We start from the raw sequence: 19,752 nt of genomic DNA, 5'->3' as shown, positions 1-19,752 counted from the left end.
CCATGTGGTGGATAGGCCGGACGTGGAAGCCCCGCGAGGGGTGGAGCTGACCGGTACTAACGGCCGAACCGCAACCAACACTATGACTCCCGTGCAACCAGCCCTTTTCAAGGGCCAGAACGGCACTGGGTCACGCCAGCGGGTTCCACCGGAACCAGCCGGCAATCACTGCAAGACCGATCCCATTCTTCTACGCGTCCACCATCCGGTTCCCAAACCGGACACCCGGAACCCGCCCCTCGGGGGCGCGTGTTCCGCATCAGGATTTCGCGGCGGCCATGGCCCAGGCGATACGCCCGGCCCCATTCCGAACCCGGAAGCTAAGGCCTGGCACGGCGATGGTACTGCATCCGAGAGGATGTGGGAGAGTAGCACGCCGCCGCGTTTACACGTTATGGAAACCCCCGGAAAGGCTTAGAGCCCCCGGGGGTTTCCGCATACCCGGGCCCCTGGAACCCGTTATGGTTCCGGGGCCTTTCGCATACCCGCCGGAGCCTATCCGGATGAAGCCCCCGCAGGCCTATGCCTGGCGGGGGCTTTCCCGTATCCGGGGCTTGTTTCGCATCCGGGGCCTTGTCGCGTGCGGGGCTGGCTGCCCGCGCTGGCGGCGCGGGACCACCCCCCGGATCGCGCTTCGCTCCGCTCGCGCTCTCCGGCCCCCGCCAGCGGGGGGGGGCGACGGGGATGGGTTAGCGGTCTAGGTGGAAGCCTTGGGGCTTGGCGTGGGTGAGGGCCTGGTTCAGGACGTTGGTGGCGACGGCCTTTTCGGCGACCTGGTCGCTGAACGGATCGACCGGGCGGCTGGTGTCGCGCTCGTCGTAGTACTGGTGCACTTGCTCGTCGAACGTCTTGACGTGCTCGAGGATGCGCTCGGGGTCGACATCATAGCCATTGACGAAGAACTGGTCTTCGCGGGCCATGCGCGGCTTGAGCTCCTCGTTCCACGGAGCCGGGTACCCGAGCGCGAGGCCCAGCACCGGATACGTGTATTCCGGCAGGTTGAGCAGCTCGATGAGCCTGGGGATATCGGCAAGGATCGAGCCGAGGATCACGCATCCCAGCCCGAACGACTCGGCCGCGGTCTCCATGGCATGCAGCGCGAGCACCGTATCGTTCTGCGCCTGCGAGAACCGGTAGCTGTCGCGCAGCGTGAACGCATCGGAGTAGATATCGACGCCTTTGCTCTGCGCGATGACGGCATTGCGATACTCGTCCAGCACGAACACGTACAGCAGCGGCGCCTGCGCGATGTAGGCCTGGCCACCGATCTTGGCGAGTTCGGCCTTGAGCTCCGGATCCTCGATGCGGATTGCCGACCAGTCATTGAGGTACTGGCTCGACGCCGCGCGCTGCGCTGCCGATTCCATTGCGTCGATAATGGCGCCGTCAATCTTGCGGTCGCTGAAGGAGCGGACGGAACGGCGTCCCAGCAGTACCTTCATCGTTTCGTTGCTCGTAAAATCGTCCACCATAATGTTCCTTTCCATCCCCTTTCGAAAGCTTATGCCGCGAAGTGCTGCGGGGAAAAATCCTGGGGTTTATTTGCTGCGTTTCGCTTCCCAATGCCTGACCAGCGCGTTCGAACCCTTCGTCGACAGCGACGTAATGGCGGTGCAGAACGCCGCCGACAGCGCTGCGAACAGCATGCTCATCAGCAGCCCCTGCTGGCGGTCCTTCGCGTCGTCGTCGGGCGACGGGTGGATCTTCTTCATGATCGCGTTCCATCCCAGCTGGAACGCTTTGCCGGCCACCGCTCCCGACAGCGCCGGCAGCGCGGCCTTGACGACCTTGTCGCCGGCCGTTTCCGGATCGCTGGCGCGGTCGTTGCGCAGCTTCGTTACCTTCTCGTTGACTTTGTCAAGCTGCTCGACGACGGTGTCGGCGGTGCCGGCAAGCTTGCTTTCGGTTGCGGCCGCCTTGGCGCCGCTCGCAGAAGACTTCGTACTCATATCCTCCAGTGTAGGCGAGTTGGAGCTGCGCGGCGCCTTTGTACCGCGGATGGCGGATGCCGTTTGGACGAAAGTTGGTGGGAAGGAATAATCTCGGGTAACGTCGGTACTCTTAACGAACGCCGCGCCGAACGCCTCTTTCAGGGAAGATTGAGACTGGCGGAGGACAATGCCGCAACGTATGCCGAGAAGCGAAGCCGCTGAAGGGAGCAGATCGAAATGACCGCTACGGAACCCAACGAATACGCAAGCGCCGCGCAAGCCGACCAAAGCGAGCTGCACCGCGGAGGCTGGGGGCGGCTCGTGCTGCTGCGGCACGGGCAGACGGCATGGAGCGTTTCCGGACAGCACACCGGGTGGAGTGACATTCCGCTCACCAGCGAGGGGGAGCGGCAGGCAGTGGCGGCCGGCGAACGGCTGCGCGCCGCGTTCCCGGACGGATTCGAGCCGGCGAACGTGCACGTCAGCGTGCTGCAGCGGGCCCGCAGCACCGCCGCGCTGGCCGGCTTCGGCGACAACCGGCCGACCGAAGCGATCAAGGAATGGGATTACGGCCGCGCCGAGGGCCGTACGCGGCAGGAGATTCAGGCCGGGGCCGGCTTCGCGTGGGACGTGTGGGCGGACGGTCCCACCGCGTTGCCTGCGGCAATGTCCGGCGAACGCGACGTCGCGCTGCCGGACGGCACCGTAATCCACGTCGTCAACGGCGCCGGCGAATCGCTGGACGACGCGGCAGCCCGCGCCCGCAGGGCAATCGAGGCGGTGATGCCGACGCTGGCGACCGGAGTGGACGTGCTGTTCGTCGCCCATGCACACATCCTGCGGATCCTGACGACGCAGTGGCTGGGCGTGGAGCCGGCGTTCGCCAAGCATCTCAAGCTCGATACCGCGCACTATTCGGTGCTCGGCATGTACAAGGGCGAGCCGGTCATCGAAGCGTGGAACTGCTAAGGCGATTTCCGGGAGCCCCTTGCGGCGCCTAGGCGGGGAAGGGGCGGCTTCGGAGAAAACTGCAGCCCGGCGTCTTGATAGGCGCCGGGCTGTTGCGTTTGCGGGAGATTGCGTGCCGCTAGATGCGCATCCAGGCGGCGGTGTCCTGCGGCAGCTCGTAGCCGTCAAACGGGGAGGACTTGAGGATGATCTCGCCGTTCGGCAGCGTTACCGGCCGTTCGCCGAAGTTGACGATGCAGGCGAAGCGGTCGCCGTTTTCGTCGTCGAGCGGGCGCGAATAGGCGATGACGTCGGCGCTCTGGTCGCCGAACGCGCCGGGAGCCGCCCACGTGAACTCGGTGCTGCGCGTCGAGGTCAGCGCCGACTGGCGCAGCGCGATGGCACGGCGGTAGAGGTTGAGCATCGAATCCGGGTCGGCGTCCTCGACGTCGGCGCAGTAGGAGCGGTACCACAGCGGCTGAGGCAGATGCGGGTCCGGGGTCGTGCCGTCGGCTGCAGGGGCTGCCGGGGCGGCAGCTTCTGCATTGCCAGCGCTATTGGTGTCGGAAGCGGAATTGCTGGTGTCGGCGGTGTCGGTAGCGTCGACGGACGGGCCGGAGAAGCCGAACGAGGCGCCGGTGCCGAACTGCGGATCCCAGTCAGCCGGCGACGGTTCGTCAGACGAATCCCACGGCAGCGGCACACGGCAGCCGTCGCGGCCCTTTTCGGCGCCGGCATGGTCGGTGTTGCGGGCTACCGGGTCCTCCAGGCGGTCCCACGGAATCGTCGCCACTTCCGGCAGCCCCAGCTCCTCGCCCTGGTAGACGTAGACGGAGCCGGGCAGCCCGAGCTCCATCATGATGGCGGCGCGGGCGCGGCGGTTGCCGGCCTCGCGGTCCTCGATGTAGGTGGTGCCGTTGCGCAGCAGCCAGTCGTTGGCGAGGCGGTGGTACTCGCGGCAGGCGGCCTGCGGCAGCCCGTAGCGGGTGGCGTGGCGCACGACGTCGTGGTTGCTCATCACCCATGTCGTCGTCGAGCCGGACTCGTCGGCCGACTGAAGCCCCTCGGTGATGGCGGCGCGGAAGCCGGGCGCGTTCCAGTCTGTCTTGGCGAACTCGAAGTTGAAGACCTGGCCGAGCTCGTCTTCGCGCGCGTACAGATGCTGGTGCTCAGGCATGACCCAGGCCTCGCCGACGGCGAAGCGCGGCGGATCGTACTCGTTGAACACCTCGTTCCATTCGCGGTAGATGTCGTGGACCTCGGCGCGGTCCCACAGCGGATGCGTGCCGTCCGGATTCGATGTGTCGAACACCGAGTAGGCGTCGAGCTCCTCGAGCGGGCGCGAGTCGAGGTCCTTCGCCAGGCCGTGCGCGACGTCGATGCGGAAGCCGTCGGCGCCGTGGTCGGACCAGAAGCGCAGCGTGTTCTTGAAGTCCTCGTGGACGTCCGGATGGTTCCAGTTCAGGTCCGGCTGCTCGGGCGTGAACAGGTGCAGGTACCACTGGCCGTCGTCGACGCGCTGCCATGCCGAGCCGCCGAACAGCGACTCCCAGTCGTTCGGCGGCAGCTCGCCCTGCTCGCCTCGGCCCTCGCGGAAGATGTAGCGCTCGCGGGTGGCCGAACCGCGGCCGGCTTTCAGCGCCTCCTGGAACCAAGTATGATGGTAGGACGTGTGGTTCGGAACGATATCGATGATGATCTTCATTCCGGCTGCATGCGCGGCAGCGACGAGGGCGTCGAAATCGTCGAGCGTGCCTAGGCGCGGATCGACATTGCGGTAGTCGATGACGTCGTAGCCGCCGTCAGCGAGGTCGGACGGATAAAAGGGGGACAGCCAGATGGCATCAACGCCTAGGGACTTGAGGTATCCGACGCGTTCGGTGATGCCGGCGATATCGCCGAGGCCATCGCCGTTCAAGTCGCGGAAGCTGCGTGGGTATACCTGATAGACCACCGCCTGCTTCCACCAGTCGGCGTGCGTATTGTTAGCGGTCATGAAAAGCCCCTTTTCTGTTCCTGTAGTTCGCTGACCCCGCCAGAGATTGGCCGTATATCTCCGATGCTACAGCGACGGCAGCGGCTCGCGACACGCTTGGAGCCCGATTGCGCGACTCGCGGAGAGGCATGACGCTCCGCAAGTGCGGGGCAGCAGCCGGCGATGGCTGCAAGGGGCTCCCTAGGGAACGCCGGAACGGAGCTGCTTCAAGCGTTTGCAGCCATTTCAGCAAACGCTTGCAAAATGGTTGACTACGCTGGAAGCGTTGAAAAACGCCGAATCTTAAGCGCTTAAGCGCAGTTCTTGTGACAAAATTTCACTCATTTTCTGATTACGTTTGCATTTCCGGCGAGGTTCGTGCATAATGAGTGAGTAAAGAAGTTATGAGGAAAGCAGCTTCTTGCTAGCGCACAGGCGCTGACATCGTATTCGATGTTTATGAAGAAAGGTTCGATGATGAATCGTAATGTAAAAACAGCACTGGGCCTCGTGGCCGTCGCCGCCATGTCCGTTACGTCGCTTGCCGCTTGCGGCTCCGACAACTCCAGCTCTGATAGCGAAGGCAGCGTGTACTTCCTGAACTTCAAGCCGGAGACCGCGGACGAGTGGACCACCCTCGCCTCGGAATACGAGAAGGAAACCGGCGTGAAGGTCAAGGTGCAGACCGCTGCTTCGGGCACCTACGAGCAGACGCTGAAGTCGGAACTCGCCAAGAGCGAAGCCCCGACGATCTTCCAGGTCAATGGCCCGGTCGGCCTTGCCTCCTGGAAGGACTACTGCGCGGACCTGTCCAACACCACCATCTACAAGGACCTCAACGACCAGTCGCTGGCCCTGAAGAACGGCGATGAAGTCGCCGGCGTGCCGTACGTCATCGAATCCTACGGCATCATCTACAACAAGGACATCCTGAACAAGTACATCGCCACCGACGGCGCCAAGATCTCCTCGATCGACGATCTCAACAGCTTCGACAAGCTCAAGGAAGTTGCCGACGACATCCAGGCGAAGAAGGCCGACCTCGGCGTGGACGGCGCGTTCACCTCTGCCGGCTTCGATTCCTCCTCCGACTGGCGCTTCAAGACGCACCTCGCCAACATCCCGCTGTACTACCAGTTCAAGAAGGACAACGTCACCACTGAGCCGTCGTCCATCAAGGACATGTACATGGACAACTTCAAGAACATCTTCGACCTGTACATCACCGACTCCACGACCGCTGCCTCGCAGCTGAGCTCCAAGACCGGTGACGACGCCAGCTCCGAATTCGCGCTGGGCAAGGCCGTGTTCTACCAGAACGGCACCTGGGCCTGGTCCGACCTCGAGAAGGCCGGCATGAAGGCTGACTCCATCGGCATGATCCCGATCTACATCGGCGTCGACGACGCGACCGAAGGCCTCGCCACCGGCTCCGAGAACTACTGGTGCATCAACTCCCAGGCTTCGGACGCCGACCAGAAGGCTTCCGAGAAGTTCCTGGAGTGGGTCATCACCTCCGACACCGGCAAGAAGGCCCTCTCCGAGACGATGGGCTTCACCACGCCGTTCTCCACCTTCAACGACGTCGAGACCGACAACCCGCTGATCAAGGACGCCAACGCCTCGATCCAGAACAAGGACCTCACCCAGGTCGCTTGGGACTTCTCGATGATGCCGTCTGAAGAGTACAAGGACGACCTCGGCCAGGCGATGCTTGCCTACGCCCAGGGCACCGGCAGCTGGGATGACGTCGTCAAGGCCTTCGTCGACAACTGGGCCACCCAGTACAAGGAAGCCAACGAGTGATCCTCGCCTGACGGCCTGAGCTGATCGGGCCGCCGCGGCACTACTTCCGCCCCCGCCTCGCGCGGGGGCTTTTTCGTATTCGGATGCAGCACATACAGGAAGGCCCCGCTCTAGGCGGGGCCTTCCTGATGGGGCGGCTTGCGGTGTTGCCGTTGGCCTGGGAATCTTGTGTTCCTGTAACGCTGGAACGTTCCGGTTAGCCGACGAGGCGGGCGGGGCCGGTGCTGGAACGGACGCACAGGCGCGCCGGCTCGACGATGAACAGCTTCTCAGGCTGCTCGCCGGAGATGAGGTCCAGCGTCATGTGCGCGGCGGTGCGCGCCATCTCGACCGGGTCCTGCGCAATCGTGGTCAGCCCCAGATCGTGGGCGAACGAGCTGTTGTCGTAGCCGATGACGGAAATGTCGCCCGGAATCGAGAAGCCGTTGCGCATCAGCTGGAACATCAGCGGGATGGCGATGCCGTCTTCCTGGCAGGCGACGGCGGTCGGCAGGTCGTCCATGCTCAGCAGTTCGGTGACGACGCGGCTGATGCGGTCGCGGCCCTCGCCGGCCGTGATGACGGTCGGTTCGATGCCGGCTTCGGCGCAGCAGGCCATGAACGCGTCGAAACGCTGCTGGACGCTGAAGTGCACCGAAACGTTGCGCGCGGTGCGCACGTAGGCGATGCGGCGGTGGTTGAGGTTGATCAGGTGCCGCGCGGCGAGCACCGAGCCCTGCGGGTCGTCGATGTTGATGGCGCCGGTGAAGCCGCGTTCCTGCGGCAGCACCGAGTTGATGCCGACGATCGGCACGCCGATCGTGGCGAGCTCGGCGATTTCCTCCGGCTCGGTGTCGAACGATTCGACGATGACGGCGTCGGCGTTGCGGCGCACCGGCAGCATGCTGAAGAACTCCTTGCGTTCCTCGACGCTGGAAATCTGGAAAATCGACAGATCGTAGCCTTCGGCGCCGAGGACCTCGTTGAGGCCTTCGATGACCGACGCGCCGAACCAGCGGCGGATATGGTCGCTCATTAGCAGCGCAATGCGCATGGAGCGGCCCGTCTTCAGGGCGGCTGCGGAGCGCGACGTCGAGAAGTTCAACTCGTCGGCGACGCGAAGGACCTTGTCGCGCGTGGCCTTCGAAACCAGTTCCGGTCGCGTGAAGGAACGCGAAACGGTGGAAATGGAGACCTGTGCCGCACGCGCAACATCTTGAATGCTCGTGTTCATAAGGGTGACCTCTTCATCGTTGAAGTTCTAGTATATTGCAAACGTTTGTTGTGAAGCCCCTTTCACAAACGTTTGCAAAAGAGTTTTGAATCCTCACAAATGGCTTACTTTCAATCATTATAGGGCAAAACGACGCAGAAACAAATATTGCAACACGCGGGTCAACACGCAAAAAATGACAACGTTTGACATTGCTCCAATGCGTTGATACTCTTAAGGCCTAGAAGGTTCGGCAATGGCGCCTGGCAAACGTCCGGCACTATCGCAGGGCCGTCACCAACACATTCAACCATGCAGGCACGCTGCCGTGGTGCGTGGGTCTTGAATATTGAAGGAAAGAAAGTGGGCGAACTATGATCAGCATGGCCGGTAAGGCGATTCGCCGCTGGTGGGCGCTGTTTGTGCTTCCGACGTTCGCAGCATTCATTATCGGTTTCATCGTGCCGTTTGTTTACGGCGTCTACCTGAGCTTCTGCAAGTTCTCGACGGTGACCAATGCGAAATGGGTCGGTTTATCCAATTACAAGAAGGCGCTGTCGGACTCGACGTTCCTGCACGCGCTGGGCTTCTCGACGCTGCTGACGATCGTCACGACGATCATCATCAACGTCATCGCGTTCGCGGTTGCATACCTCCTGACGAAGGGCATCCGCGGCTCCAACCTGTTCCGTTCGGTGTTCTTCATGCCGAACCTGATCGGCGGCATCATCCTCGGCTACATCTGGATGCTGCTGCTCAACGGCGTCCTCTCCCACTGGGCGAAGTCGCTGACCTATAGCGAAACCTATGGCTTCTGGGGCCTGGTCATCCTCGTGTGCTGGCAGCAAATCGGCTACATGATGATCATCTACATCGCCGGCATGCAGTCGCTGCCGACCGACGTGCTCGAGGCGGCCGCCGTCGATGGCGCCAATGGCCGCCAGACGATGTTCAAGGTCATCATCCCGCTGATGATGCCGTCCATCACCGTCTGCTCGTTCCTGACCGTCACCAACGGCTTCAAGCTCTACGACCAGAACCTGGCCCTCACCAACGGCGCCCCGTCGCGCATGTCGGAAGGCCTGGCGCTCAACATCACCAACACGTTCTACTCCAAGGTCGGCTATGAAGGCGTTGGCCAGGCGAAGGCAGTGCTGTTCTTCATCCTGGTCGCCATCGTCGCCCTGCTGCAGAACAAGCTCACCACTTCAAAGGAGGTCGCAGCGTGAACACCGATAAGCCGAAGCATGGCCTGCTGTGGACGCTGTTCTTCTCGGCGCTGTCCATCGCCTGGGTCTTCCCGATCTTCCTGGTCATCATCAACTCCTTCAAGTCGAAGGTGTACATCAGCACCGACACGTTCTCCTTCCCGGTGGGCGAGACCTTCGTGGGCCTCGACAACTACACCCGCGGCATTGAGACGACGAACTTCTTCGCCAGCTTTGGCTGGACGCTGCTGATCACCGTCGGCTCCGTGGTCCTGATCCTGCTGTGCACCTCGATGTGCGCCTGGTGGATCGTGCGCGTGAACAACTGGGTGGCCAAGCTGCTCTACACGCTGTTCCTGTTCAACATGATCGTGCCGTTCCAGATGCTGATGTTCACGCTCTCCTGGCTCGCCGATCGCCTGGACCTCAATACCCCGTGGGGCCTGTGCCTCATCTACCTCGGCTTCGGCGCCGGCCTGGCGGTGTTCATCTTCACCGGCGTGGTCAAGGGCATCCCGGAGTCGCTTGAAGAATCCGCCATGATCGACGGCGCTTCGGTGCCGCGCATCTTCTTCCAGATCGTCGTGCCGATCATGCGGCCCTCCATCATCTCCGTCGCCATCCTTCAGGCGATGTGGATCTGGAACGACTACCTCCTGCCGTACCTGACGCTCGACCTCAACAAGTACAAGACGATTTCGGTCGCCATCCAGTACCTGAAGGGCGGCTACGGTTCGGTGGACATGGGCGCCATGATGGCCTGCCTCGTGCTCGCCATCATCCCGATCATCATCTTCTACCTGCTGTGCCAGAAGTACATCGTCAAGGGTGTCATGGCCGGCGCGGTGAAGGGCTGACCGGGCCCAGCATAACTGAACAATAACTGAACAACTCTCTTCCATTCTCTCTTCTCTCTGGCAAAACGGGGCTGCTGGCACAACCGGCGCCCCGTTTTGTTTTCCGGGGATGGGCGCATGCCGGGGCCTCCTCCCCGGGATGCGGTTCAGAGCCGAGACGAACGTCCATCAACGAGAAAAAGAACGTATCCCCCGTGTATGTGCGGGAAGCTGGGGTCCGCAGTCCGGATTCCCGGACCGTGTTCACGGGCCGCCCTAGGCTGCATGCGGGCCGGATGCGATACGCTAGGTGCTGCAAGACGGCCGAAGCCAACAAACGAGGTGTCCATGAAATTCCTGTCCGCCGATTCCAAGTTCATGACCGCTTGGACGAACCTGACCGACGCCATCTACATCAACATCCTGATGCTCGTCACCAGCATCCCCATCGTCACAGCCGGGGCTGCGCTGGTCGCCGGCCAGACGGCCGTGCGCAAGATGCACAACTCGGAAGGCCACCTGACGCGCGCCTACTTCAAGGCGTTCAAGGAAAGCTTCGGCCATGCCACCGTGCTATGGCTCGTCTACCTGTTGTCGGGCGCCGCGCTGGCCTATTCGTGGATCGCGCTGCAGATTACGCCGCTGATGGTGCCGAAGATCGCGCTGACGCTGGTGTGGGCCATCGGCTTCGAGTGGACGTTCGCCCTCGAAGCCCGCTTCGAGAATACGGCGGGACGCACGTTCGTCAATGCGTTCATTTTCGGCGTCAGCTACATCTGGGCCACGCTGGCGCTCGCCGCCATCGACGTGGCGTTCATCGCGCTGATCGTGGCCGCATGGATCTACATGCCCGGCGGCCTGTTCCTGCTGATCGTCCTCGGCTACGGCAGCGTGCTGACGCTGCACGTGCCAATCCAGGAATACGTCTTCCGCAAGCACATGTAGCTTTTCTCCCAGCTCGAGTTCCTCAACACGCCGTCCCCAGAGGAACCCAACCCATGAAATCCCGGTTTTCTTGGTTCCGGTTCCTCAACACGCCGGGCGGGGAGGAACCCGACCCATGAAATCCGGGCCATTTTGGTTCCGGTTCCTCGACACGCCGTCATGGGAGGAACCCGACCCATGAAATCCAGGTCATTTTGTGTCGGGTTCCTCAACACGCCGTTCCTGGAGGAACCCGACCCGGAAAAACCGCGCTGTCGTGGTTCCGGTTCCTCAACACGCTGGGCGCAGAGGAACCGAACACAAGAAAAGGCCCCGGCCAGATCGTTCTGGCTGGGGCCTTGCCGTTGGCCGGCGTGCCGACCGCCAACGGCTGGGATGAGGAAAGTCTCCTAGGCGTTCATGATCGCCGCCAGCGCCTTGACGCGCGGCAGGTCGAACACGTCGCCGGCATACACGACGTCGCCGTGCTCGTCGGCCAGCGGCACGCGCCAGTTGCAGTACTCCGAGGACGTGCCCGGCTGGTTCTGCGTGCGCGTTTCGCCGGTGCCGTCGACCAGCGCTGCCTGCAGCAGCAGTGCGGGGGAGTCCTTGAGCATGCGGTGCATCGCCTCGACGATCTCCTGCACATGGCCCGGCACGTAGTCGGCTGCCTCCTGCGCCAGCCAGCCGCCTGACACGAGCAGCTCGAGCATGCGGCGCTGTTCGGTTTCGCAGGCCTTCTGGAACTCCTCGACCGGTTCGCTCAGCAGCCCCAGCTCGTCGCGCAGCTTGACCTGCTCAAACTGCAGGTAGCCGGCCGTCGGCGGCAGGTCGTGCGTCGTCACCGACGCCAGCGAGTATTCGCGGTAGTCCTGCGGCGGCATGTACGGGTCGTTGACGTCGCCGGAATTGTCGACGCGCGCGAACCATTCGACGGTCGCGCCCAGCACGCCGTGGTCGGCCAGCACCTTCGCGACGTACGCCGGAACGGTGCCGAGGTCCTCGCCGATGACCATGCCGCCGGCGCGCACCGCCTCGATGGTCAGCACCGCGAGCATCGCCTCATAGTTGTAGGCCACGTAGGCGCCGTTCTTCGCGCCCTTGCCGGCCGGGATCCACCACAGGCGGAACAGTCCGAGCACGTGGTCGATGCGGATGGCGCCGGCATGGGCGAACATGTTGTGCACCATCTCGCGGTACACCTGGTAGCCGGTGGCCTCCATGAAGTTGGGGTTGAACGGCGGCTGGCCCCAATCCTGGCCCTGCTGGTTGTAGAAGTCCGGCGGGCAGCCGACGGTGACGGTGCCGATGGCGAAGCGTTCGGGGCTCCACCACACGTCCGAGCCGTAGGTATGCACGCCGACGGCCATGTCCTGCATGAGGCCCAGCTCCATGCCGCTGTCCTTCGCGGCCTGCTGCGCCTGCGCCACCTGCTGGTCGGCGATCCACTGCAGCCAGCACGAGAACTCGAACAGCTCCGAATGCTCCTGCTTGAGCGCCTCGATCGCCTCGGTGCCGCGCGTGGCCGTATGGAACCAGTCGTTCTCGGCCTGCCACGGCGCGCCCCACACCTCGAAGGCGACCGACCACAGCGCGAACGCCTCGAGGTCCTCGCCGGCTTCCTTCTTGAACGCATCGAATTCGGCTTCGCGTTCGGGGCTGCGCGGCTGCGCGAAGATCAGCTGCAGCGCCTTGCGCTTCGCGTCCCACGCCGCGTTGATGTCGATTGGATCGGGCGTGGCGTTGGCGGCCGCGACCGTTTCGTGCAGCTGCGCCACCTGCTGCTTGTCCGCTTCCGGCAGCTCCTCGTATTCCGGGATGGCTTCGGGACGGATGTAGGTGACGTTGAGGAAGCGACGCGATTCCGGCAGATACGGCGAGGGTTCCAGCGGCGTCAGCGGCGCCGTGGCATGGATCGGGTTGATCAGCATGAAGTCGGCGCCGGACTTGGCCGCGCCTTCGGCCAGCGTCTTCAGGTCGGCATAGTCGCCCACGCCCCAGGACTGCGGCGAGCGGACCGAATACATCTGCGCCATCCAGCCCCAGCGGTGGCGTTCTGCCACCGCCGGTGGCACCGGAATGCGGGCGGGGGCGGCGATGAGCGTCGCATCGGTCTCGCGCTCGCCGTCGCGTACATGCAGCGTATGGTAGCCGGTCGGGATATCGTCGGAAACAACAAGATTGTAGACTTCGACGTCATCGTCGCGCGTAGCGAACTGCGCGGTGGCAAGCGTGGCCACGTCGGCGACGCGCTCGCCGTTTTCCAGCGTCAGCGACAGTTCCGGCTCGCCGTGGAATGTGCGGATTTCCACCGGCGCCGTTTTGCCGATGAACTTGACGACGGTGGGCGGCACCAGCTGCTCGTGCATGCTGGCGCGGATCGCCTTGAGCGCCGCGTCGATCTTCTCGTCATCGCTGGCGTCGACGCCCAGCGCCTGCAGCACCGTGACGAGCACTTCGTCGCGGATCTCCACATACGTGCCGAGCTGGTCGATGTACGAGGTCGCCACCCCCCACGACTTGGCGAGCTGGATCAGCGGTCGCGCGAGCCGTTCCGCCGATTCCTCGGTGCGGCCGGCGGCAGGCAATGCGGTAGTGTTTTCGGGCATCGTTGCTCTCCTTCAAGCGGCACGCTCAGGGCCGCTTCATGAATAATCCTTGGCGCACGGCGCAGCTCGCATCGTTTGAGCTCCGGGGCGTCTTCCCTTCGACTGTACCGCAAAATGCTATCGTTTGCAATTACCGCAAAACGCCGGTTTCCCTAGGAAAATGGCCCAAGATTGTTGGGCGGCGTTCCGTTTGCGCACGAAAAAACCGCCCACGTTTGCAATCTTGGGAAATGCTAACGCTGAATGAACGCGGCGTAGCTCTGCGGGCCCATCGTGAGCACGGTGCCTTCCAGCGCGGCGTCGCCGATCATGAACAGCGGCTCCCACTGCGCGGCCTGCAGCGCCGTGCGCACGCCGCTGGCGCCGGCGTCGCCCAGATCGTGCGTTTCCGCTTCGCGCGACGGATTGGCGGCGGCGACGATGCGTTCGCCGCCGCCTTCGCGCACGAACGCGAACGTACGGGCGTCGTCGGCGCCGAAGACGGCGCGGAACGCGGCGCCGGGAGCCAGCGCGGCGTGCGCGCGGCGAATCTCGATGACGTCGTGGACCGCAGTCCACAGCGATTCGGGGTCGCGCCGCTGCTCGGCGACGTTCGGCGCGTCGGCGGCCGGGTCGACCGGCAGGTACAGCTGGTCGGGAGCCGCGACCGAGAAGCCGGCGTCGGGCGCGGCGCTCCACTGCATCGGCGTGCGGCTGCCGGTGCGGGTATAGGCGCCTTCCTTCGTGGGCAGCTCCCGGTAGCGCATGCCGATTTCGTCGCCGTAGTAGAGGAACGGGACGCCCGGCATCGTGAACATCGTGGCGTAGGCGACCTTGATTTCGCGCGGGCTCAGGCGCGGCGCGACGCGGGCCGTGTCGTGGTTGCAGGTAATCAGGTCGAAATAGCGGCCGGCTTGCTCGGCGGCGGCCAGGCGCGGCTCGTATTCGGCGAGGAACGGCGCGATGCCGGTGCCGCTGTCGGCGTTGAAGTAGCTCTGGTCGCCCTCGTGCTCCAGCGGGGTGGACGTGTTGCGCAGCAGCATGTTGTAGCCGTTCGGGACGCCGTCCCAGCGCCAGTCGAGGTAGAAGTCCATGTCGAAGCCGGCCTGGAACGATTCGTCGGGGCGCCCCCATTCGGACACGAACACGGCGTCGGGGAACTCCTCGCGGATCTGGCGGAACATATGCTGCCAGGTGGCGATGGTGTACGGCTTGCCGTCGTCGTCGCGCTTGACGAGGCTGTCGGCCATGTCGACGCGGAAGCCGCTGGCGCCCAGCGACAGCCAGAAGCGCATGACGTCGAGCATCGCGTCGCACGTTTGCAGCGCGTCCGGGCCCAGGGCCGGCTTCTCCCAGCTGCGCTGGGGGTGGGCGAAACCGTAGTTCAGCGCCGGCTGGAACGCGAAGAAGTTCGTGATGAACGCGCCGTCGCGGTCGGCCTCGCCGCCGACGAACGGCAGCCCGTCGCCGCCGGAAATCCAGCTGTCGGTCCAGATGAAACGCTGGGAATATTCATTGGGTTGCGCGAGGGAACTCTGGACGAACCAGGGGTGTTCGCTGCTCGTGTGGCCCGGCACCAGATCGAGGATGACGTGCATCGAGCGTTCTTGCGCTTGGTGAAAAAGGTTTTGCAAATCCTCATTGTTGCCATAGCGTTGTGCCACGCGAAGGTAGTTGCGTACGTCATAGCCCGCGTCTCGGAAGGGGGAATCGTAACAGGGGTTCAGCCACAACGCGTTCACGCCAAGATCTGCAAGATAGTCCAGGCGTTCGATGATGCCCGGAATGTCGCCAATGCCGTCGCCGTTGGAATCCGAGAAACTGGCGGGAAACACCTGATAGAACACCGCGTTGGCGAGCCAAGAGGCGCGAGGGGCTGTTGCATTGGTTGCAGTGGCTGCGGCTTGCTGTGCATGGGGATTGGTGGACATGGTCTTTCGTGGACCTCCCTCTTTCCTGTGCCGCGGCTGGGGCCGCGGGAATGCGGGCGCATGGAAACGAACGGGCGCAGGGTGCGGTTGCGCAGGGCGGATGCCCCCGTGGCGCACAGCGCCGATGTCACTATGTGGACTGGAGCCATGTGCCAGGCTCGCGTCCTCGTGGCAACGTTTTCAATTGAACCCGATAGCCGGCGAAAGTCAATTGCGCTTACGGCGCGTTGATGTCGAGGCCAATGCAAAAACGGCCCGACGGATGATGTCTTTGCTGCAAAACCGTTCCGGGTTTTGAGAAAAGAACATGCCGAAGCTTGATAACGTTTGCAGATTGGGTGTACATTGCAAGGTACTGAAACGTTGCAAGTCCGACAACGGGCTTGCAGCATGGACGGCGCACGGTTGCACGCTGCCGGCCATGCTACGGCGTTGAAGTGGTATAGATGAGGAAAGAAAGGCGATCAAAGATGATCAATTGGAAGAAAGTAGTTGGAATCGGTGCAGCATGTGCCATGCTGATCCCGGTGGCCGCCTGCGGTAGCGACAACTCCAGCAGCAGCAGCTCCTCTACTTCCACGGAAGTCACGGATGTCACGCTGAGCGTGTGGGCTCCGTCCGAAGACCAGTCGAAGGACAACGGCGACTGGCTCGGCACGATGGAGGAAGCCTTCGAGAAGGCCCATCCGGAATACAAGATCACCTGGAAGAACGACGTCGTCTCCGAAGGCGACGTGGCCACCCAGGTCAAGACCGACCCGACTGCCGCCGCGGACGTCTACATGTTCGCGAACGACCAGCTGGGCACGCTGATTGACAACAACGCAATCGGCTCCCTGCCGGATTCTTCCGCCGAGCAGGTCAAGGAACAGAACTCGCAGTCGATGATCGACTCGGTTACCGGCACCGACGGCAAGCTCTACGGCGTGCCGTACACCGGCAACACCTGGTTCATGTACTACAACAAGTCCAAGCTGTCCGACAGCGACGTGAAGAACCTCGACACGATCCTCGAGAAGGCCAAGGTGACCTTCCCGCTGAACAACTCCTGGTACATGCCGGCCTTCTACGCCGGTGACGGCGCCTCCTTCTTCGGCGACCAGGGCACCGATGTCAAGGACGGCATCAACCTGGGCGACAACGCTGCCAAGGTGACCGAGTACCTCGTGTCCCTCAAGGAAAACGCCAACTTCACCAACGATGACGGCTCCTCCGGCCTGGCTGCCCTCAAGAGCGGCGACGCCGACGTCTACTTCTCCGGCTCCTGGAGCTCCGCTGACGTCAAGGCCGCCCTCGGCGACAACTACGGCGCCGTGCAGCTGCCGACCTTCACGCTGGACGGCAAGGATGTCCAGATGAAGGCCTTCGCCGGCTCCAAGGCCGTTGGCTACAACCCGAACGCCAAGAACGCCAAGGCCGCGGCCCAGTTCGCCGCCTACCTCGGCTCCACCGAAGCCCAGACCAAGCACTGGGAGATGCGTTCGATCATCCCGACCGACAAGACCCTGACCGACCTGAGCGGCATGAGCGATGACCCGTCCGTGCAGGCCCAGATGGACACCATCGAGAACACCTCCATCGTCCAGCCGACCATCGGCGCGATGAGCGTGTGGTGGGATCCGTGCCAGGCCATGGGCGAAGGCATCGTGAACGGCGATGTGACCGCGTCCAACGCTGCCGAGAAGACCACCGATTGGCAGAACCAGCTCAACGACGCCCTGAAGACCTATCAGGACTGAGCTGAAAACAACACCATAAGGCGATGAGGGCGCAAACCAGTGCAATGCCGGCACGCGCCCTCGCACCAACCAGCGGCGCATGAGGAAATGTGGCGAATGTTTCCTCCATGCGCCGCCCGCATAGGCAGATTCGGTTAATATCTGCCTTTTGCATGTCCGGGTTTCGCCGCCCTGGCATGCGCTCCGTTCCACTGTCCGAAAGCTTTAAGAGAGGCGGTTAGGGGTACCAATGACTACTGCGACCCTTTCCCCCGGCGAACGGCAAAAGAAGGCCCACAAGAAGAAAAAGAAGTACGGGCCCGACTACATTGCCCCCTCGCCGTACACGTTGAGGAATGCCCTCGCCAAGGGTGACATCTGGACCAAGCTGTCCATCGTCGTCTTCGGCCTCGGCAACCTCGTCCACAAGCAGATCGTCAAGGGTCTGCTGCTGCTCGCCGGCGAAGTCGGCTTCATCCTGTTCATGATCTTCTCGGGCGCCCACAACCTGTCGATGCTGCCCAGCCTCGGCAAGGTCGGCCCCCACGAGGTCAAGGACGCCGACGGCTTCATCGTCGCCTACGATCCGGGCGACAACTCCGTCGTCATCCTGCTCTACGGCGTCGCTACCATCGTCTTCATGATCGTGTTCGTGCTGTGGTGGATCATGTCGATCCGCTCCGCCTACAAGGCGCAGTGCGAAGCCGCCGCCAACAACGGCCACGCGATGACGTTCAAGGAAGACCTCAGCCAGCTGGCCAACGGCCGCGCATGGCTGACGCTGATGTCGCTGCCGACGCTCGGCATCCTGATCTTCACGGTGCTGCCGCTGATCTTCATGATCTCGATGGCGTTCACCAACTACGACCACAACCACCTGACGCTGTTCCACTGGACCGGCTTCGAAGCCTTCAAGCAGGTCTTCTCCAACTCGGGCTCGACCGTTTCGGCGCGCCTGTTCTGCTCGGTCCTCGGCTGGACGCTGATCTGGGCCATCTTCGCGACGTTCCTGAACTTCTTCCTCGGCATGTTCCTATCGATGATCATCAACCGCAAGACGACGCGCGCGAAGGGCTTCTGGCGCGCCTGCTTCTCGATGTCCATCGCCGTGCCGCAGTTCGTGTCGCTGCTGATCATGAGCCAGATGCTCAAGCAGCAGGGCGCCATCAACCGACTGCTGGAAAGCTGGGGCTGGATCGACGGCCCGCTGCCGTTCCTGACGGACGCCAACTGGGCCCGCGTGACGGTCATCGTCATCAACCTGTGGATCGGCATTCCGTACACGATCATGCAGATCACCGGCATCCTGCAGAACATTCCGGCCGAGCTCTACGAAGCCGCGAAGATCGACGGCGCCAACTGGTGGCAGACGTTCTGCAAGATCACCATGCCGTACATCTTCTTCGTGCTCACGCCGTACCTGATTACGACGTTCACCGGCAACGTCAACAACTTCAACGTCATCTACCTGTTGACGCAGGGCGCCCCGACACCGGTAGGCGATTCGGCCGGCAAGACCGACTTGCTCATCACGTGGCTCTACAAGCTCACCGTCGACAAGAACGACTACAACCTTGGCGCCGTCATCGGCATCATGACGTTCATCGTCCTTGCCATCGTGTCGCTCGCTACCTACCGCTCCAGCGGTTCGTACAAGAATGAGGAGGGATTCCAGTGAGTTCGCAGGTCAATTCCGCCAGCCCGTCCGCCACGTCGGCGCAGGGCTCCGCGATGGCGCAGTCCGGCGCGGGCACCGTCGAAGCGGCCAAGCCGGAACGCCAGGGCTTCTTCAAGGACCAGAAGAAGCGCCGCGTTGCGGGCGATATCGTCGCCCACGTGTTCCTGGCGCTGCTGGCCATCATCTGGCTCGTCCCGATCGTGTGGGTGGTGCTGGAAAGCTTCAACGCCAATCCGGCCCCGTACACGAAGACGTTCTTCCCGGAGCAGTACTCGCTGGACAACTACGTCAAGCTGTTCACGCAGCGCAACGTGCTTGACTTCCCGCGCATGTTCCTGAACACGCTGATCATCGCCATCTTCGTGTGCATCATCTCGCTGTTCTTCGTCCTCTCGGTCGCCTACTGCATGAGCCGCCTGCGGTTCCGCGGGCGCAAGGGCTTCATGAACATCGTGCTGGTGCTGGGCATGTTCCCGGGCATCATGTCGGTCGTCGCCATCTACTTCATCCTGAAGGCAGTGGGCCTGACCTCCGACAACGTCACGATCATCGCGCTGATCCTCGTGTACTCGGCAGGTACCGGCGCAGGCTTCTACGTCATGAAGGGCTTCATGGACACGATCCCGAAGTCGCTTGACGAGGCCGCCATGCTCGACGGCTGCTCGCGCCTGCAGATCTTCTTCAAGATCATCATCCCGATCTGCCGCCCGATGATCGTGTACCAGGCCATCATCGGCTTCCTGACCCCGTGGCTCGACTTCGTCATGGCCAAGGTCATCTGCCGTACGCAGACCAACTACACGGCAGCGCTCGGCCTGTGGCAGATGCTGCAGAAGGAATACATCCAGAACTGGTTCGCCCGCTTCGCGGCGGCCGCGGTCGTGATCTCGATCCCGATCGCCATCCTGTTCATCGTGATGCAGCGCTTCTACCAGGAGTCGATGGGCGGTTCCGTCAAGGGCTGATCCTGATGGTGGCCGTTCGGCATTCCTCAAGGTCCCCCTCCTAGCGGAGGGG

Annotated in this window: 14 protein-coding genes and 1 rRNA gene; 9 read left to right on the top strand and 6 right to left on the bottom strand. The window is 63.0% G+C overall.

The window, feature by feature from the left end; genetic code table 11:
* The first annotated feature begins 268 nt into the window (after window positions 1–268).
* Window positions 269–385 (top strand): 5S ribosomal RNA (rrf, locus tag AC1AXT_RS08410).
* Window positions 386–689: 304 nt separating this feature from the next.
* Here rrf and AC1AXT_RS08405 read toward each other — a convergent pair.
* Both AC1AXT_RS08405 and AC1AXT_RS08400 read right to left on the bottom strand, forming a co-directional pair.
* Window positions 690–1,472, bottom strand: coding sequence for a nitroreductase family protein (locus AC1AXT_RS08405; RefSeq protein WP_476542099.1), 783 nt, complete (start codon window positions 1,470–1,472; stop codon window positions 690–692).
* A gap of 66 nt (window positions 1,473–1,538) precedes the next feature.
* The gene (locus AC1AXT_RS08400) at window positions 1,539–1,949 is read right to left on the bottom strand and encodes a DUF4235 domain-containing protein (RefSeq protein ID WP_476542097.1); all 411 of its coding nucleotides are present in this window, start codon (window positions 1,947–1,949) and stop codon (window positions 1,539–1,541) included.
* A gap of 219 nt (window positions 1,950–2,168) precedes the next feature.
* On the opposite strand from AC1AXT_RS08400, the gene AC1AXT_RS08395 reads away from it, so the two are divergent.
* Complete coding sequence (locus AC1AXT_RS08395; RefSeq protein ID WP_476542095.1) at window positions 2,169–2,900, top strand: histidine phosphatase family protein; 732 nt, start codon at window positions 2,169–2,171, stop codon at window positions 2,898–2,900.
* Between the two features lie 118 nt (window positions 2,901–3,018).
* Here the strand turns inward: AC1AXT_RS08395 and AC1AXT_RS08390 are convergent, their stop codons facing one another.
* Window positions 3,019–4,875, bottom strand: a complete 1,857-nt coding sequence (locus tag AC1AXT_RS08390) for a glycoside hydrolase family 13 protein (protein ID WP_476542094.1) — start codon at window positions 4,873–4,875, stop codon at window positions 3,019–3,021.
* 453 nt (window positions 4,876–5,328) lie between these two features.
* On the opposite strand from AC1AXT_RS08390, the gene AC1AXT_RS08385 reads away from it, so the two are divergent.
* On the top strand, window positions 5,329–6,660 hold the full coding sequence (locus AC1AXT_RS08385; protein WP_476542092.1) for an ABC transporter substrate-binding protein: 1,332 nt from the start codon (window positions 5,329–5,331) through the stop codon (window positions 6,658–6,660).
* Between the two features lie 196 nt (window positions 6,661–6,856).
* On the opposite strand, the gene AC1AXT_RS08380 is transcribed toward AC1AXT_RS08385, so the two are convergent.
* Window positions 6,857–7,873 carry a LacI family DNA-binding transcriptional regulator gene (locus tag AC1AXT_RS08380; protein WP_476542091.1) on the bottom strand — a complete coding sequence of 339 codons (1,017 nt, stop codon included), beginning with the start codon at window positions 7,871–7,873 and terminating at the stop codon, window positions 6,857–6,859.
* Window positions 7,874–8,226: 353 nt separating this feature from the next.
* Between AC1AXT_RS08380 and AC1AXT_RS08375 the strand changes: the two genes are divergently transcribed.
* The 3 genes from AC1AXT_RS08375 to AC1AXT_RS08365 all read left to right on the top strand — a co-directional run bounded on the left by AC1AXT_RS08375 (window position 8,227) and on the right by AC1AXT_RS08365 (window position 10,841).
* Window positions 8,227–9,081, top strand: coding sequence for a carbohydrate ABC transporter permease (locus tag AC1AXT_RS08375; RefSeq protein WP_476542089.1), 855 nt, complete (start codon window positions 8,227–8,229; stop codon window positions 9,079–9,081).
* Window positions 9,078–9,917, top strand: a complete 840-nt coding sequence (locus AC1AXT_RS08370; protein WP_476542087.1) for a carbohydrate ABC transporter permease — start codon at window positions 9,078–9,080, stop codon at window positions 9,915–9,917. The genes AC1AXT_RS08375 and AC1AXT_RS08370 overlap by 4 nt, the downstream gene beginning before the upstream one ends.
* 327 nt (window positions 9,918–10,244) lie before the next feature.
* The gene (locus AC1AXT_RS08365; protein WP_476542085.1) at window positions 10,245–10,841 is read left to right on the top strand and encodes a DUF624 domain-containing protein; all 597 of its coding nucleotides are present in this window, start codon (window positions 10,245–10,247) and stop codon (window positions 10,839–10,841) included.
* A 389-nt stretch (window positions 10,842–11,230) separates the two neighbouring features.
* Here AC1AXT_RS08365 and malQ read toward each other — a convergent pair whose 3' ends face one another.
* Both malQ and AC1AXT_RS08355 read right to left on the bottom strand, forming a co-directional pair.
* Window positions 11,231–13,429, bottom strand: coding sequence for a 4-alpha-glucanotransferase (malQ, locus tag AC1AXT_RS08360; RefSeq protein ID WP_476542083.1), 2,199 nt, complete (start codon window positions 13,427–13,429; stop codon window positions 11,231–11,233).
* A gap of 233 nt (window positions 13,430–13,662) precedes the next feature.
* Window positions 13,663–15,339, bottom strand: a complete 1,677-nt coding sequence (locus AC1AXT_RS08355; RefSeq protein ID WP_476542081.1) for an alpha-amylase family glycosyl hydrolase — start codon at window positions 15,337–15,339, stop codon at window positions 13,663–13,665.
* A gap of 470 nt (window positions 15,340–15,809) precedes the next feature.
* Here AC1AXT_RS08355 and AC1AXT_RS08350 point away from each other — a divergent pair, with 470 nt between their 5' ends.
* The 3 genes from AC1AXT_RS08350 to AC1AXT_RS08340 all read left to right on the top strand — a co-directional run bounded on the left by AC1AXT_RS08350 (window position 15,810) and on the right by AC1AXT_RS08340 (window position 19,700).
* Window positions 15,810–17,078 (top strand): extracellular solute-binding protein, encoded by a 1,269-nt coding sequence (locus tag AC1AXT_RS08350; RefSeq protein WP_476542079.1) that lies wholly within the window; start codon window positions 15,810–15,812, stop codon window positions 17,076–17,078.
* 229 nt (window positions 17,079–17,307) lie between these two features.
* Entirely contained in the window at window positions 17,308–18,735 is a 1,428-nt protein-coding gene (locus tag AC1AXT_RS08345; protein WP_476542077.1) for a carbohydrate ABC transporter permease, read from the top strand.
* A gap of 53 nt (window positions 18,736–18,788) precedes the next feature.
* Window positions 18,789–19,700, top strand: coding sequence for a sugar ABC transporter permease (locus AC1AXT_RS08340; protein ID WP_476542111.1), 912 nt, complete (start codon window positions 18,789–18,791; stop codon window positions 19,698–19,700).
* Window positions 19,701–19,752 lie beyond the last annotated feature (52 nt).

Source organism: Bifidobacterium sp. LH_450, assembly GCF_056356715.1.
The sequence above is the reverse complement of the archived record's forward strand: the minus strand, read 5'-3'. Positions and strand labels throughout refer to the sequence as shown.